This window comes from Nostoc cf. commune SO-36, assembly GCF_023734775.1.
Lineage (GTDB): Bacteria > Cyanobacteriota > Cyanobacteriia > Cyanobacteriales > Nostocaceae > Nostoc > Nostoc commune_A.
Genome location: NZ_AP025732.1, coordinates 2198610 through 2215645, shown reverse-complemented (window position 1 = coordinate 2215645; position 17036 = coordinate 2198610). Strand labels below are relative to the sequence as shown.

At 42.4% G+C, this 17036-nt stretch carries 13 protein-coding genes; 7 read left to right on the top strand and 6 right to left on the bottom strand.

Annotated elements, in window-relative coordinates; all coding sequences use genetic code 11:
- Positions 1-656 precede the first annotated feature (656 nt).
- From ANSO36C_RS09730 to ANSO36C_RS33865, 4 genes are all read left to right on the top strand, one after another.
- Entirely contained in the window at positions 657-1703 is a 1047-nt protein-coding gene (locus ANSO36C_RS09730; RefSeq protein WP_251959359.1) for a zinc-dependent dehydrogenase, read from the top strand.
- A 170-nt stretch (positions 1704-1873) separates the two neighbouring features.
- Complete coding sequence (locus tag ANSO36C_RS09725) at positions 1874-3166, top strand: inorganic phosphate transporter (RefSeq protein WP_251959358.1); 1293 nt, start codon at positions 1874-1876, stop codon at positions 3164-3166.
- A 706-nt stretch (positions 3167-3872) separates the two neighbouring features.
- Positions 3873-6287, top strand: a complete 2415-nt coding sequence (locus ANSO36C_RS09720) for an EamA family transporter (protein WP_251959357.1) — start codon at positions 3873-3875, stop codon at positions 6285-6287.
- On the top strand, positions 6288-6422 hold the full coding sequence (locus tag ANSO36C_RS33865) for a hypothetical protein (protein WP_267145365.1): 135 nt from the start codon (positions 6288-6290) through the stop codon (positions 6420-6422).
- A gap of 74 nt (positions 6423-6496) precedes the next feature.
- Here ANSO36C_RS33865 and ANSO36C_RS09715 read toward each other — a convergent pair whose 3' ends face one another.
- The gene (locus tag ANSO36C_RS09715) at positions 6497-6655 is read right to left on the bottom strand and encodes a hypothetical protein (RefSeq protein ID WP_251959356.1); all 159 of its coding nucleotides are present in this window, start codon (positions 6653-6655) and stop codon (positions 6497-6499) included.
- Positions 6656-8508: 1853 nt separating this feature from the next.
- On the opposite strand from ANSO36C_RS09715, the gene hetR reads away from it, so the two are divergent.
- A complete protein-coding gene (gene hetR / locus ANSO36C_RS09710; RefSeq protein WP_190942042.1) occupies positions 8509-9408 on the top strand; it encodes a heterocyst differentiation master regulator HetR in 900 nt (299 codons plus the stop codon).
- Positions 9409-9643: 235 nt separating this feature from the next.
- Here hetR and ANSO36C_RS09705 read toward each other — a convergent pair whose 3' ends face one another.
- On the bottom strand, positions 9644-10303 hold the full coding sequence (locus ANSO36C_RS09705) for a hypothetical protein (protein ID WP_410174685.1): 660 nt from the start codon (positions 10301-10303) through the stop codon (positions 9644-9646).
- A gap of 461 nt (positions 10304-10764) precedes the next feature.
- Here ANSO36C_RS09705 and rpsD point away from each other — a divergent pair, with 461 nt between their 5' ends.
- Positions 10765-11373, top strand: a complete 609-nt coding sequence (rpsD, locus tag ANSO36C_RS09700; RefSeq protein ID WP_251959355.1) for a 30S ribosomal protein S4 — start codon at positions 10765-10767, stop codon at positions 11371-11373.
- 66 nt (positions 11374-11439) lie between these two features.
- Here the strand turns inward: rpsD and moaA are convergent, their stop codons facing one another.
- Positions 11440-12426, bottom strand: coding sequence for a GTP 3',8-cyclase MoaA (gene moaA / locus ANSO36C_RS09695; RefSeq protein WP_251959354.1), 987 nt, complete (start codon positions 12424-12426; stop codon positions 11440-11442).
- A 162-nt stretch (positions 12427-12588) separates the two neighbouring features.
- Between moaA and ANSO36C_RS09690 the strand changes: the two genes are divergently transcribed.
- A complete protein-coding gene (locus tag ANSO36C_RS09690; RefSeq protein WP_251959353.1) occupies positions 12589-13620 on the top strand; it encodes a hypothetical protein in 1032 nt (343 codons plus the stop codon).
- Positions 13621-13753: 133 nt separating this feature from the next.
- Here ANSO36C_RS09690 and ANSO36C_RS09685 read toward each other — a convergent pair whose 3' ends face one another.
- From ANSO36C_RS09685 to ANSO36C_RS09675, 3 genes are all read right to left on the bottom strand, one after another.
- Positions 13754-13984, bottom strand: coding sequence for a hypothetical protein (locus tag ANSO36C_RS09685; protein WP_251959352.1), 231 nt, complete (start codon positions 13982-13984; stop codon positions 13754-13756).
- The gene (locus tag ANSO36C_RS09680) at positions 13962-14249 is read right to left on the bottom strand and encodes a BrnT family toxin (protein ID WP_251959351.1); all 288 of its coding nucleotides are present in this window, start codon (positions 14247-14249) and stop codon (positions 13962-13964) included. Before ANSO36C_RS09680 ends, ANSO36C_RS09685 begins: the two co-directional genes overlap by 23 nt.
- A 184-nt stretch (positions 14250-14433) precedes the next feature.
- Complete coding sequence (locus ANSO36C_RS09675) at positions 14434-16800, bottom strand: filamentous hemagglutinin N-terminal domain-containing protein (RefSeq protein WP_251959350.1); 2367 nt, start codon at positions 16798-16800, stop codon at positions 14434-14436.
- Positions 16801-17036: the final 236 nt, after the last annotated feature.

The window sequence follows — 17036 nt, the reverse complement described above, 5'->3', positions numbered from 1 at the left end:
GGTATTCTCGATTATTTACTAAGTATTATGTATCGTGCTGTGCTAGATTCTTGTGTCCTGTTCCCTATGTACTTACGAGATACCCTGTTGTGTGTTTCTGAGGCTGGATTATATGTACCCCATTGGTCGTAACAAATACTTGATGGTGCAACTCGTAATCTAGTAAATACAGGTAGACTTACAACTACCCAAGGGATGAGACTGGAAGCAAGAATTAAAGAAGCTTTTCCCGCAGCACTAATCGTAGTTACTGATAGTATTGTTCAATTAATGACAAATCACCCTGGCGATGTCTGACGACAAGCCGCTTCGCGTCTACGCCATGTTCTGGCTGCTGCTGTTGTAGCTAGAGCTAATATAATTGTTACCTCAAACCTGAACATTTTCAAGATCGGGATTTAGCACCTTGGCAAATCGAAGCCAAATCTCCAGATGAGTTTTTAACTGAGTTATATAATCTTTATCCGCAACAAGTGATTGCGGTATTACAGCAACAATCTCAAAGTCTCAAAAAGCCACCCATAAGTTTTTTTTGAGCTCTTAGAATTACTTAATACAGAAGTAACAAAGTTTACAAACAGTATTAAATCTCAAACCTGATAGCCTAACGTTGCTGCTAATGTTACATCTAGTATTGTTGAGCGGGAAAAAGCAACGTGAAAGCACAGGTATTTAGAGGCGTTAATCAACTTTCTTACGAAGATATTCCAGTTCCAACCGTGGAACCAGATGAAGTGCTGGTACAGGTGCGGGTTGTGGGGTTGTGTCAGTCAGATATTAAAAAAATTCGTTATCCACTGTATGAACCGCCGCGCATTTTTGGACATGAAACCGCCGGCACGATCGCAGCAATAGGCAATAATGTCAAAGGTTGGCAAGTTGGACAACGGGTAGCAGTAATGCACCACATCCCTTGTATGCATTGCGCCTACTGCCTAAATGATAATTTCTCCATGTGTGATGTCTACAAAAACATCTCCACTACCGCAGGCTTTAACGCCAGTGGCGGCGGTTTTGCCGATTATGTCAAGGTTCCCGGACATATTGTGGAAAATGGTGGGTTGATTCCCATCCCGGATAATATCAGTTTTGAAGAAGCCAGTTTTGTAGAACCAACTAACTGTTGTTTGAAGGCAGTGAAAAAAGCCCAAATTGCCCCAGGACAAACTGTGTTAGTTACTGGTGCTGGGCCAATTGGGTTGATGTTTATCATGTTGGTGAAGTATTTCGGAGCAAAAGCGATCGCTACCGACTTACTGCCCTCTAGAATTGAAAAAGCCTTGAATGTCGGTGCAGAGGCGGCTTTTGATGCGCGTGATGCCGATTTAACAGCAAAAATCCATGCCCTAACTGGTGGACTAGGTGTTGATGTTACCTTGCTGGCTGTTCCGAGTGAAAAAGCTTTCTTTCAAGCGCTTGATAGTACCCGCAAAGGCGGTAAAATCTTATTTTTCGCCGAGTTTCCTGATGAGGTGGAAATTCCCATTAACCCTAATATCCTCTACCGTCGGGAAATTGACTTAATCGGCAGTTATAGCTCATCTTATCGGCTTCAGAATCTATCAGCTGATATTGTATTTAATCAGCGAATTGATGTAAAAGCATTGATTAGCGATCGCTATCCATTAAAAGATTTATCAGCAGCTGTTGAGCAAGCGATCGCACCCACACCGGATACTTATAAAATCTTAATTTACCCGTAAAAGGAAGGTGAGGGAGATGGGGGAGCGTTAAAACTAGAATTTTAAAGCTCTGTCTGAGATTCAGCTACGAAGCTAAAAGGTTCAACGATGAAGCTCAAAGGTTCAAAGTTCAACCTTAAAAGCTCAAGTTTCATCCTTATCTCTCTCACTTTCCCCTTGTCCCTAACAAAATGCTTATTACCCTACTTTTCGTTGCTCTACTAGCTTTCTACGTCGCCTGGAATCTCGGAGCAAACGATGTTGCTAATGCGATGGGAACCTCTGTAGGTTCCAAAGCTGTCACTCTCAAGCAAGCGATAATTATTGCTGGGGTATTGGAGTTTACGGGTGCTGTGTTGTTTGGACATGAGGTAACGGAAACTATAGCGACAAAAATTGCTAATCCCGCCTTATTCGCAGCTACACCCCAAATATTACTTACTGGGATGGTAACGGTACTAATATCCTGTGGTGTATGGTTGCAAATTGCCACATCACGAGGTTTACCAGTCTCATCTTCTCATGCGGTTGTTGGGGCGATCGCTGGATTTAGTTGGGTAGCTTTGGGAGTAGGTGCAATTGATTGGTCATCAATTGGCTTGATTACCATTGGCTGGATTTTAACGCCATTAATTAGTGGTGCGATCGCTGCTTTATTTTACAGTCAAATCAAGCACTGGATTTTAGATCAACCCAATCAAGTAGTCCAGTTACAAGAATGGATTCCTTGGTTGAGTACTGCATTGCTAGGTGTATTTGGCGTTATTGTATTACCATCGCTGACTCAACCACTAACCAATTTTGTGATTGAGCAAGTTGGTTTCGACATCCCCGCTTACGACATCCCACTGTTAACAGGTGCAGTAGCAGCAGTTGGACTCACAATCGTTAGTTGGCGGCAATTGGCAGATTTGGGGAAAACAGAAGAGTCTACCCAATTCCCCATGCCCAATGCCCCATGCCCAATGCCCAATCCTGTAGAAAGATTATTTGCCCGATTCCAACTATTAAGTGCTTGCTTCGTAGCCTTTGCTCATGGTTCTAATGATGTGGGAAATGCGATCGCTCCTTTAGCTGCGATCGTTTACATTAATCGCACTGGTAGCGTACCTACCGATGGTATCACTATCCCGATATGGATTTTAATTCTTGGTGGTGCTGGTATTGTTGGTGGTTTAGCTGTCTGGGGTAAAAAAGTCATCGCCACCATTGGCGAAAACATTATTGCCTTGCAACCTAGTAGTGGATTTTGTGCCGAACTTGCTACCGCTACTACCATTCTCATCGCCTCTCGGCTTGGTTTACCAGTCTCAACCTCCCACGCTCTCGTCGGTGGCGTAGTGGGTATTGGACTGGTGCAAAATTTCAAGTCGATTAAGTTCCAAACACTAAAAGGTATTGCCGCCGCATGGCTAATTACCATCCCTGTGAGTGCTGCCCTTAGCGCTGCCATCTTTAGCATCGCTCGGATTTTATTTCTCTAAGAATTATTAATATTTTCCTGACTTTTTCTTTTACTGCAATTTACTTACTTGTCGTAAAACCTAGACTGCAACAACGCCAAAAAAGAGTGTTTTTGCAGAATTGCTGTTCATTCATTTAGAATGTTGTGCAGGGGATAACGTAACTTTGAATTTCCATAGAAAGATAATTTAATCTCCATTTAGAGATTTAAACTGTCACACAAGTTACATTACACACAAATTTACAGCTAGTTTCGCAAGTTAGACAATTTTCTGGCGATGTCTCGCAAGAAACCACTTTGCGCCTACACACACGCATCTACAAGTCTTTGATAATTATTATTGGCAGCAAAACAAAAAATATTTATTTGGAGTGAGATTTATTTAAAAAGTAAAAATCTCATTGGCAAATAATAATTGATGAGAATTAAACTGACAAAAAACACTAAAACTATTAGTGCAAGCGACTTCCAGTCGTGGAAATAATTCTAAAATTAAAAATCGAATGGCTAAATAGTTGTCAATACTGAAGAGAACATAGTGTAGTAAAGCGTGGGATAAAGTTGATGCTTTGCTAACTTGTGCCTAGTATGACAGAATTACGTTGAAATGCGGAAGTGCTGTTAAAATTTTTAATTTATCTGACAAAATACAGGAAATTAGGATGACCGCCAATAAAGTGTACGGGAAGCAGCTTTATCGTCAAAGTGTTAGAGGTTAGAAGCTAATGGGGCGATTCGAGAAGCAACCAGAAAACCCAAGAGTCAGAGGGGAACTATCTAGAGCAGCAGAAAATGCGCTTTGGGCTGTAGTTGAAGACTTAGAAAATCTTCAGCAGAATGTTCTCAGAGGATTACAGGAAGACGTAAAGCGGCTTCAGTCAGAAAAGAATCGGTTATCTGATGAAATTCAAAGCTTGGTAGAGGAAAAAGAGCATTTACAACAAGTGCGCCAAATTACTGAGCAGCAAGTGTTGATTCGTCAACTGGCAGAAGTTCTGGCGAAGCATATATCTTCACAACTGCAATCCTCTCTGGCAAATTTGGCTAACCAAAGCGTAGAGGGCAAATCTTATGAACAAGCTGCGCTGAAGTCTGCTGAAGTGAGCAGCAGTGTAGTAGGTGAAATTAATGAAAAAGTCGAACACATGTTTGACAGTCTGGATGATACCGTTACTGTTACCTTTAACTCGCTGCAACAAGAACTGAAGAACTATCAAAGTAATCTTTCCCAACAGTTGTCACGGATGTACAGCCAGCAGCAACAAGGGGAAACGATTTTGACGGAGTTTGTTAATCGTCTGCATGGAGAACTAGAAAAAACTATAGAAGAAACTTCACGTAAAGCAGTAGCAACAGCAGGTACACCTACTGTTTTACAGTTTACAGAGCCAGAAAAAAACAGTTCTTTTGAGATATCCCGTCCACCGCTTGGCGAAGTAGTAAAAAATTCCCCTGAGCCAATTTCGCCGATCCCTAACAAATTTTCAGAAGGCGAAACGACATCAAACCCGCCAGTTGTTAGAGAAAATCCCGCGAACCCAATTTCTCTTGCCAACAATGACTTGTCCCCAAGGGTAACGCCATCAGAATCGCCTGTTGTTAGAGAAAATCCCCCGAATCCAATTTCTCTTGCCAACAATGACTTGTCCCCAAGGGTAACGCCATCAGAATCGCCGGTTGTTAGAGAAAATCCCACGAATCCAATTTCTCTTGCCAACAATGACTTGTCCCCAAGGGTAACGCCATCAGAATCGCCGGTTGTTAGAGAAAATGCCGCGAACCCAATTTCTCTTGCCAACAATGACTTGTCCCCAAGGATAACGCCATCAGAGCCTTCGGCAGGTGTAGTTCCGCCACCAAAGGAAAATGTAAATGTTACTGAACCAATTTCTGTCCTCAATCAGGACTTGGCGGAAAACGAAACGACATCAGAGCCTCTGATTGCGCCTGTGCCACGTCCGAGAATAACACGACCTTCTCAAAAACTAAATATTGCTGAACCAATTTCTGTCCTCCGCAAGAACGGATCGCAGAACCAAGCTAAATCCTCAGCGAACACTGCGCTAGAGCCGCAATCGGCAGCAAAACCCTCACAATCGCGATCGCCTAAGTCCTCTAACTTCTCGACACTCCAATTCGGGTTATTGTTAATTGTCTTATCGGCGGTGGTATCGTCGCTTTATAACGTAGCCATCAAGATAATTTTCCACGAAGGTTCTCAGATTTTTGGAGTCTTGGAAGTAGAACAGTTGCTACCACCGACTTTAGGAAATACCCTGTTAATTTTGACGCTACGGTTTATGGTGGTAGTTCCACTAATGGTACTGTTGTCTCCCATACTGCATCCCAGATTGTGGCAAGATTTGGAAAACTTGGCCGCATCAGTCCGAGGAAATTCCACACCTACTAATGCCGCTACGAGGCAGATTTTGGTGTTGTCGATTGTGAGTGGATGCTTTTTGTTTTTGTCTCAGGTGCTAATTTACATTGCGATCGCTCAAGTCAAAACTGGAATGGCGATCGCACTGTTCTTTATCTATCCAATGGTTACTGGTCTATTGTCATGGTTTCTGTTTCGCGATCGCCCGACAATATTCCGCATTGCGGCGATCGCCGCGATCTGCTGCGGTGAATTGTTGGTTTTAGCGGGTTCTCCCAGCATCGGTATAGGTAATACTTCAATGGGAAGCAGCACCGCCATTCTTTCGGGTGTGGCTTTTGCTGCCTACATAATTCTGACGCGGGTTTGTGCTAGTAAACTCCATCCCGTAACTTTTACCTTAATTAACTTCGCTACCATGCTGCTGTTGAGCTTTATCTGCTTGATGCTACCTTTTTGGGATTTAGTAGTTGACAGTTCAAAGATGCTGGAACTGGTCTTAAGCGCTTTTATTTTAGGTGTGCTAACTCTTGCCGGCTATTTGCTCAACAATGTTGGGATCACGAAACTAGGTGCTTCACGATCGGCACTCATTGGTGGTAGTATCCCAGTTTTAACCGTGATTTTCGCTGGGTTAATCATTCAAGAAAATTTGGATATCGTGCAAATTCTGGGAGTGTTATTTGTAACCTTTGGCGCGGCTGCTTTCAGCTTTGAAACAATGCGAAATCAGGTTAAACCCTCTAGTCCCACGAATTAAATGGCGAGTTTAATCAGCTTAAGTGTGATGGGATCTACTTTACTTCCCATCACTCTCAGCATCAATCCTCACATGAATATATCTATTTTTAACTTCTCTAAAACTAATGCGATCGCAGGTATTCTATATATTTAATTAACTACTAAATTTCAGATAAATTCGAGTATTCAGAATTGAAAAACCTTGCATTGCAACGTCTCTACATAAATCTATTGCAGAACAGCTAGAGATATTAAGTCTCTGGCTAATAGCAAAACTCCGTTTTCAATTACATGAAGTAGGGGCGCACAGTGAGCTACCTGTGCGCCCCTACCTTCTGTATTAGATATATCTGCTTGATTACTTACTAAACCCGGCCACTCCACCAAAGAGCTTGCGGGTCTACGGTGTACTGCGATTTTGGCAAATCAAATAGGATTGCTGCATAAGCGATTAATATTAATTCTTAATAAGATATTTGATGGATTTAACCTGATACAGGTGGAGATAACACTTGTATACAGCAGTAATTTAGCAAAATTTGACTTGTAATATATTTTTAGGGATTTTGCCTGATACAAGTAGGGAAAACACGTATATGTAAGCAGTATGAGTAGTACTGACTCCAGCAATTGAGTACGAGTACTTGCTCAAAGAGTAGATTCGCAAGGAGTTAAGACCATTGCAACACGTTTTGCAACTAAGAGATAAAGAAGTAGGACAAGTGTTTAGAGTCACTTGTTTTTTAAGCGTCGGAGACTATTGTTGCTACATGAATATATGCAGCGATCGCCCGTGAAACAGCTAGTACATTTATCCTACTAAAACTCCTGTGAGTAACGCGAAATTAAAAATTCCTCATTCTATTCTATGCTCTTGTGTTTGGTGAAATGGTATGTTTATTTTTGCTGGACTGCATTGAGTAAGTCGGCACAATAAAACCAAACTATGTAAAGAAAGATGAACTAGACGAAAACCCTAGTCTGTTCTAGCTTCTGCCTTCCGGCTCCTGCCTTATCCCAACGGCAAATTTTACGCCGATCTGCTTAGAATTTGGTTTGCGATCGCCCAGACACTCAGAGAAAGAAGCTCACATCTTAGCCCACTGCGGATTATCCTCTTTTTCTAGCAATAAACTATCTACGCGATTCAAGTCTCTCAAATATATACAACAGCGAGGTCAAAACATACTTGAAAATAGCCAATGAATTAAGCAAATCACCAAAATTTATATTTCTTTCATTAAAGAAATATAAATTAAGTCAGAAAAACCCTCTAAATAATTATCAAATAGAATCCAATATGTTTTATTATATGTATGGTTAATAACTAATTATTAAGTTATTAGCATAAGCAACAAAGCCTTGTGGCTCCCCAATTTAGTCTGAATTAATCATACGAAAGGATAAATCAGACTTTGATTTAGGATCAAAGAAAAAATATCATCAAACCTTGATTTACCCAAAATATAAATTGTTTAAATAGGCGTAATTTATCAAATCGAAAATACATGATTTTATTCTAAAATCAAAAAATAATGATATGATAAAAAACGATATTTGAAAACAACAACGGGTATTTTGAAATTGGAACTATTTGCTCTACTTGATGTCTCCTATCTTCTTTCAAGCCAACGGCTGATACTGCCAAGACATCACTGGAGGTTGTGAAAGGGATGATAGTTCACAATGAGCAGTGTGGCTCAAATTCTAAATGTGGCTACACCTAGTAAGCGATTTCTTTTTAGACAATTCCCAATTATTTTTAGTCACCTGTGTACTACAAATAATTCACCAAAGCTGGAAAAAAAACATCTTTTTCGAGTAACAGAAATCCTAAATGAACCGCGCAAACTAGTTTTTACTCCGAGTCGGCATAGTGTCATAATTAGGAGTAAGCAGCTTGACGTTGTTGCTCTTGAAAGATGAAAAAAACCCCAGAAAACTGAAAGGCTTTGTAGATTACTTGCAACACAGTTGACTTTTGGGAAGTAAACCACCGTCAAGCTGAACTTGGTAATGTCTTTAATTTTTCGGTCAGATGCAGAGACAGTTATAGTAACAACCACTGAATCTGCTTTTGTACCAGAAAATATGCGAAAATGGTAGTTTGTGCTACCACCGATATTATCGTTATCGCATACTAATATAGTCTGAAGTAAAGACAGCCTTCAGCCAGGTGTATACTACCTATTTTCATTCGATTAAAAACTGTGTAAACGTGCTATTCAATTGTCTGTAATATGAGTAACGACATAGATCTGATCAAACGTCTTGACCCCAGTGCGATGGATCAGATCATGCTTTATCTGGCTTTTAGTGCCATGCGGACGAGTGGGCACAGGCATGGGGCATTTCTAGACGCAGCCGCAACAGCCGCAAAGTGTGCAATTTACATGACCTATCTAGAGCAGGGGCAAAACCTGCGGATGACAGGGCATTTGCATCACTTGGAGCCGAAACGAGTAAAAATTATTGTAGAAGAAGTCAGACAGGCATTAACAGAAGGCAAGCTATTAAAAATGCTGGGTTCTCAGGAGCCTCGCTATTTGATTCAATTGCCTTATGTCTGGCTAGAAAAATATCCTTGGCAACCGGGGCGATCGCGCGTTCCTGGTACTAGTCTGACAAGTGAAGAAAAAAGACAAATTGAGCAAAAACTGCCCAGTAATTTACCTGATGCCCAGTTAGTTAGCTCTTTTGAGTTTCTGGATTTGATCGAGTTTTTGCACAGGCGATCGCAAGAAGACTTGCCACCCGAACACCAAATGCCTTTGAGTGAAGCTTTGGGTGAGCATATCAAACGCCGCCTGCTTTACTCAGGAACGGTAACACGCATTGATTCTCCTTGGGGAATGCCTTTCTACGCTCTTACTCGTCCTTTCTATGCACCAGCAGACGATCAAGAACGTACTTACATTATGGTGGAAGATACCGCTCGGTATTTCCGTATGATGAAAAACTGGGCAGAACGGCGACGAAATGCCATGCGCTTACTGGAAGAACTTGATATACTGCCAGAAAGAATGGAGCAGGCTATGGAAGAATTGGATGAAGTTATCCGTGCCTGGGCAGATAAATATCACCAAGACGGAGGTATACCTGTGGTTTTACAGACTGTTTTTGGCGAAAGAGAAGACTAGTACATTGTAGCGATTTATCTATCTTTAACCAGTTCCTTGAGTAAATTATTTAGCGTCGCTCCAGTCACAGTAGGGTGGGCAATATTATGCAAACCCTACTACACATCTCCAAAAATTAATTATGCCTTACCCGAAAAAGAATGTAGAGACGCGAAATTTTGTGTCTCTACATTCTTTTTGATCAAGCACTAGACTTCTTGCGGAAGTTACTTTTGCAAGAAGTCTACTGTGTAATTTAATTAGTAGTGCCCGGCTGTGCTGGAATAAGCGGTTGGGTTGGAATAACAGGCTGCGTTGGAAATGGTGTAGTTTCAGTACTTGGACTTGATCCCGCAGGAATTATAGTCGATGGTGTAGACGAAGATGAAGCGCCGATAACGCTGTCACCACCACTGATACAAGTATCCAACACCTGGGTAGGAGGAAGGTCGATTTGACTACGTAAGCCAACCACACACTGACCAAAACGCACAGGTAACAAACTACGACCGCAATAATCCAAAACTGCTGGATTAATAGCTTCCTGAGTACTTGAACTCGCACCCACTACACAGGTAGCTAACTCTTCAGGACGGCGTGCCTTACCACAAGAATAAAGCGCATCTGTGGCAGCAATTTGGGTCTGATTCTCGATTTTAACCACACAAGCAGCCAAATCCCTTGGACGTAATGCGGATGCACAACCAAGTGAAGCAGCCTCTGGTGTGACACCCACTTTCAAAAGGCGACCCGCACAGACACTATAATCATTGCTGTAGGAAGCAGCAACAGCCACATTAGGCAAGATCGTTGTCAACCATCCAGCTATAGCCAAAACTGGTAATGTTAAAATCCTGGAGGTGGAACTGCCTTGTTTGTTCTTCCCTCTGTTAATCACTTTTTTGATCATTGACATTGCCATTCTCCAAACACCCAAGGTTATGCTAACTCAAATATCTTAAAAATCCTCTGTAATTAAAGAATTTCGGCGGTAGTAAAGTATAGACATAATTAATTATGTCGAAGTTGTGTTAATATAACTGTTTGAAAGATAAGTAGGCAACGTAAAAAGTATTTCAGAGTAAGAATACTGCGTAAACCAATCTAATGATTGAGTAGCCTACGAAACTAAATAAACCCAAAAAACTTATGGGCAAGAGTACGGCGTGACAGGTCGGAATTCAGGCTTGGAGGCTAGTTTGTCGGTTTTACCGATTAAAAGCAACTGGCGCAAAAATCGATGCGTCTACCTTGGTGAGATACGTCTTACCTCGGTAAGCAGCTTCAAAAAACCAAGAATCCCCTGATTAAAAATTAGGGGAGTGTCAAAATGGAATGTCTGTGTAAAGTTTAAACAGGATTAGATTAAGGAAACTCATGTCCCGATATAGAGGGCCCCGCCTCAGAATTGTCCGTCGCTTAGGCGACCTACCAGGATTGACTCGTAAAAGCGCTAGACGCGCTTACCCACCTGGTATGCATGGTCAGAACCGTAAGAAACGCTCTGAATATGCCATCCGTTTAGAAGAAAAGCAAAAGCTCCGCTTCAACTACGGTTTGACTGAAAAACAATTGCTTCGCTATGTGCGGAAAGCCAGACGTGTTACTGGTTCTACCGGACAAGTGCTGCTGCAATTGCTAGAAATGCGCTTGGATAATACCGTTTTCCGCTTGGGTATAGCCCCGACTATCCCAGCAGCGCGTCAACTGGTAAATCATGGTCACGTAACTGTTAATGGTCGTGTGGTAAATATTGCCAGCTACCAATGCCGTCCTGGTGAAACAATTGCAGTCAGAGATCGGGCACAATCACGGAAGTTGGTGGAAGCTAACTTGCAATATCCCGGTTTGGCCAACCTCCCCAGTCATTTGGAGTTTGACAAAAATAAGTTGGTTGGTAAAGTCAACAGCGTTATTGAGCGCGAATGGGTGGCACTACAAGTTAATGAACTACTTGTGGTGGAATACTACTCACGACAAGCGTAATAGTTATTTGTCCTTAGTCATTTGTCCCTAGTTATTTGCAAAGGACAAATGACAAATGACCAATGACTAACCACCGATTTGCGACATGGTGCGGGTATATGTACCCGAAATGCCAGAATCGCGCCCTTTAAAGTTAATTTCTGGCTTGATTTCGAGTAAATGCCTCACCTGTTCTTTTAATTTAGCAGTGCTAGTGCCAGAACGGAGAGCAGTTTTTAAATCTATTTGACCAGTTTCATTTAATAAACAGGGACGCAGCCAGCCATCAGCACTCAGGCGCATCCGGTTACAACGATCGCAAAAACATTCCGACATCTGACTAATAAATCCTAGTGTCCCCTTCGCACCAGGAATTTGAAAGACATCAGCAGGGCCAGCCCCACGAACTTGAGCTTCTGTCAAGCCCCAGCGATCGCGGATTTGTTGCCGTAAATCGGCTGAAGATACCCAACCGCGATCGCCAAATAAATCCACATTACCAATGGGCATAAATTCAATAAATCGAACGTGCCACTGTTTATCAATTGTCAGGGCGGCTAAATCGAGAACTTCGTGGTCATTAACGCCCCTGATCACCACCACATTCAGCTTCAGGGGGTCGAATCCGACGTGATGGGCAGCTTGGATTCCCTGCCAAACTTGTTGCCAACGAGAACGCCCTTGATTACCAATAATTTGATCGAAAATGTCGGGATCAAGAGAGTCCAGACTAATATTAATTCGTCGCAGACCAGCATTGTAGAGGTTTTGTGCCATCGGAGCCAGCAAAAAACCGTTGGTGGTCATTGAGAGGTCTTTAATTTGGGGGAGACTTGCGATCGTACTTACCAAATCCACCACACGCGGACGCAATAAGGGTTCGCCCCCAGTCAAACGAAATCTGGTAAAGCCTACGGGAATAAATACTTCTTGAATTAAGGTGAGTAGTTCCTCATCACTCAATAACTGTTGCTTGAGAATATAGTCCAGTTCTACTCCCTCTGGCATACAATACTGACAACGAAAATTGCAGCGATCGATTAAGCTAATGCGGAGGTAATCTACCTGGTTCATCGTTTTATTTTTATTGTCTCTGATTAATTAAAGACTTTACAAAAATGGTTTACCCCTCCCTACTATATTTGTTGTAACTCAAAATACCTTACTCCCCCTTAAGTATGAGTCCACAGATTGTGGCATAATAAGCCGATCGCATCCACTAGTTAGTCATCAATCGTGCAAGACACCGACTCCATCAACGACCTTGCTGCTGCTTTACTACAGCCAGCCGATATCAGCTTTGAACTGCCCGATCCAGAAGATGAACAGATTCTAGAGTCAGATTTTCAACAGCAGCTAGAAATAGCTTGGCAGGTATGCGATCGCTTTGATTTGCAAACTGAAATCTGGCGGGGGCGAATTTTACGCGCCATCCGCGACAGAGAAAAAGTGGGTGGTGACGGACGCGGTACTGGCTTTTTGCGATGGTTAAAAGAGCGGGAAATCAGTAAAAGTCAAGCTTATGCCTGGATTCAACTGGCGAATAGTGCTGATACTCTGATTGAAGACGGTAAACTTGACCCCGGTTCTGTGAACAACTTCAGCAAACGGGCATTTATTGAAACCTCCAAAGCAGTCCCAGAAGTGCAACAGATGGTGAGTGAAGCCGCCCAAAAAGGCGATCGCATCACTAGGCGGGAAGTGCGTCAACTCAGCGATGAATGGACAGCCATGTCCTCAGATTTATTACCTGAAGCAGTCAAAGAAAAAGCAGCAGATAACACCCTTCCCCCACGTTACATTGCCCCTCTGGTGAAGGAAATGGAAAAACTGCCAGAATCGCACCAAAAGTTTATCCAAAAGGAAATTGCTGCTAACCCTGATGTGGATACCCTGAAACAGGTAACTACCGAAGCGCGTAACTTGGCCAAATATCTCAAAGGGGCGGCTCAAGTTCAAGCGCTGACGAAAGAAGATGTTGATATTGAAACAGCCTTAGAAGAGGCGCAAAGAGTCGGCTGTTTGAGCATTGCTGCTGATTTGGTCAATCAAGCATCGCAAATTGAACAAACGATCGCCAAATTGTACATGACTTGGAAACGCATTGGTAATTTAGCAGATCGATTATATGTAGATACTGGCGCAAGTACACCCAACTTGCGATCGCTCCTCACTTGCTTGGAACCTCTGGGTGGTGAAATCATGGAATTGCAACTTAGTGGCGCGACTGAACACACTATACGTTTGCAAATTCAGGAGACGAGTTAGGGAGTAGTGAGTGGGCGATGCTTACGGTGGTCACGTAGCTCTGCCGTACCACTTCCCTACGGGACGCTGCGCGAACGTGGAAGCAAGCTACGCGCAGCGTCTCGTAGAGAAGTGCTGGCTACACCTACGCAGTTTATTTTTCAGTCTTTGGAATTGCTGAGATTAAGGCACGGAGAGCCTTGTTAACAGCTTCTGATGTTTTGAATATCTCAGCAATATCAGCATCAAGGATAACTGTCAAAGGAGCTTTTTCTTGCTGACTGGCGAAACGGTTTGGCAAGGCTTTGCGATAGTCAAAGTTATACTCTAGAAGCAAGTCATCATCTGCGTTGTTGTGGAATTCAGAACCCTGTGAATTCTTCATAATCTCTTCGTTCTTTCTTGGTTGCTAGACGTGCGCTAATGATACGGATAATGTTTGCTCTTTCTGTAAAACAGACCAATAACAGGCGATTGTCTTGGTCGTGTCCGATGATGATTTGCCGACATTCACCAACAGAGTGCCATTCATCGTTGAATATGTAAGCTAGAGAGTCGTTGAAGACTGTCTTAGCTGCTTCAAAGCTGATGCAGTGCTTGTTGAGATTCAAACTAGCTTTTTGTTTATCCCACTCAAATTCTAAATTCATGCCCTGATATCAGGCTACTCCACTTGCGATGAAATCCTAATTTGTGGAAAGCATAACGATCGCAACAAGAGTAGTAATTGCGATCGTTAATACTGTCCTAAATCAATTGGTCATCTGTCCTTTGAAATACAAATAACTAATGACAACCCTCACGAGTAAATATACAACTTAAATGCATAACAGCTTACTTAGCAGCGCAAGATGTAGCGGTGAGCGAGGAATTATGGGGCGAAGCAGTGGGTACTTGAGCAACCAGAACCACGTTCCCATCGGCATCTGTAACCCATCCTTGGGCTTCTACAATTTCTGTAGGTTCATTGGCAGAATTAACTTTCTGTGATTTATCTTCTGTGTTTTGCTGCGCCTGAGCAACGATTTTTTTCTGAATACTGACAGTACGATTCTGGCTCTGTGGTGAGAGTGTGATCCAATCTGCCAGCACTGCATCCTCAGCTATCAATGGCTGCGTGGGATCGGCTACTAATCCTCCACGTCCAGTAGTAATAAATGAACTCCTTGCAATTTTTTCACCAGAACTACAACTAGCAGCAATTTGCTGCGAAGCATCAACCAGATTCACGGGTAATTCCACTAATCCTTTACTAGGGTCAGCATCTGGTGAATTGATTTGTATGATGCCATCTAATGAAGGATTTTGCTGAGAAAATGCGGTGATATCGCTGGTTGGAATATTACTTGGTTTTAATTGATTTGCATCTCTAGTGTTGAACAGCTTCTCTACGTCTGCACGGGTGCGCGGCACAAACCCAAAGCTGTTTTTAGCGGTGATGGTGATTTTACCACCAGAGCCAAAGAAGCCGTTGGCAGTGATATCGTTGTTTCCGAAGGGAGTGGCAACAAGGAAACCATTAGGTGCTTTGATGGTGATATCACCGCCAGTTTCCTCGCCCCCTCCATTAGTGGATATTTGACTATTGCGGCGCATCAGTAACAAGTCCCGCACCTCTAGCGAAATATCACCACCCTTACCTGACTCACTATTAGATGTAAGTTTTCCTTGGTTGTCCAACAGTATGGAGTGAGCAGTTATATTGAGTTCACCTGCTGATCCTAAATTATTCACATCTCCTTTGTAGATTGCATTCGGTAGAAGTTTTGGAAGTTCACTGCTCACAGTTATTGCAGCTCCATCCTGTACAATTAATTGTCCTGTGGCGATTGTCACTTTTCCAGCATCTCCAGAGCCTAAAGTCCCAGCGAACAAGCCGCTGGGCAAGCCATTTGGTGCCGTTCCAATTAGTTCTATAGACTCTGAGGCGTTGACAGTCAAATTTCCTCCTGAACCTATGGCTGGTATAAATTCTAGTGGAGTCCGATATGCTCCACTAGACTGTGTTGATACTTCTGCCCCACCTTGGATAAGCAATTTCCTAGTGTTGATTGTAAGTTCACCTGCCTTTCCATCAGATGTAGTTATGCTAGAAAGTGTACTAGGTAAAACCCTGTTATCGGACATAGTAAAGGTACCAATTAGCTCCACTGAGTCGGAGGCGTTAACGGTCAAATTTCCTCCTTTACCATTGCCTCTAGTAGAACTAAATACTTGTGCGCCATCTCGAACAATTAATTTTTTGGTGGTAATTGTTAATTCTCCACCATCACCGACGCCGTTATTGCGATTTCTCAAGCGCACGAAAGGGCCATTTAGTTCCACGACATTGCCGTGTACCTGGATGTTACCACCACCGACCCCACTGACATCCACAGTAGATGGAATTTCAGAACCGTCAACACTTCGCCGAATGAGTTGAATGTTCTGGAAATTCTGCACACCTTCATATCTTAAGACCCAATTTTGGTTGTTTGAATTCAGATTGACTAGGCTATTACCAGCGACACTTCCTAACTCAATCCGTCCTGATACTGCTGTTAAACTTCCGCCCTCTAGCGTTATATCACCGCCTATGAGTGCCAAGGTTTTACCTCTCGGCACCTGTAAACCAACAGGTTCACCAAAACTATTAATTGCACCATTTGGGCTTGCTTGGGATTGATTGCGGATGGGAGCCGCATTGGCTCCGAATTGTAAGCCAATGGGAACGCTTACTGTCAGCAAGGGTGTGGTTTGGGGATTTGTAGCACTAAACTTTGTACCATCGTCAAAGTTTAGACTACTCGCTGTACTTGCAATAAATGAACCGCCGATGTTTAAACTAGCATTGTTACCAAAAATAATCCCGTTGGGATTAATCAAAAACAGGTTAGCTGGGCTGTTAGCTTTAAGGATGCCATCAATATTAGAAATAGAGTTACCTGTTACCCGGCTAATAATGTTCTGAATACCCTCAGTATTTTTAAACTCAGCCGTAGTCCCATTGAGTACAGAAAACTCCTTAAAACTGTGGAACAAGTTGCTTTCTAGTTGGGTTCCACCTTCAATAGTTGTGATATTGTCCTGTGTTGTAACTTGAGAATTATTAGGTAGAGTACTATCAGGAGTAATTTGGGCAAAAGCACAATTAGCAGAGAAAGCTATTGCGCCACCTATTACAATTCCTAACCCTTGAAACCAGCCACGCAAAATACTCATAGCGAATAATAAACTCCTAAAAAAAAGTACTACTTGCTAAATAGTAGTAACACTATACCTCTATTCAGTAAACTATATCTATCTCAAGAAACTACAATATTTAAATCGTTAATATACGATTTGCTATTCCCTAAATCTGATAATATTCGTCATTACAAATAATATAATTAAAGGCACAACAAAGTTATGCCTCTACGGAAAATTTTTATTCTACCCGGCTAAAAGCAATATTGTTA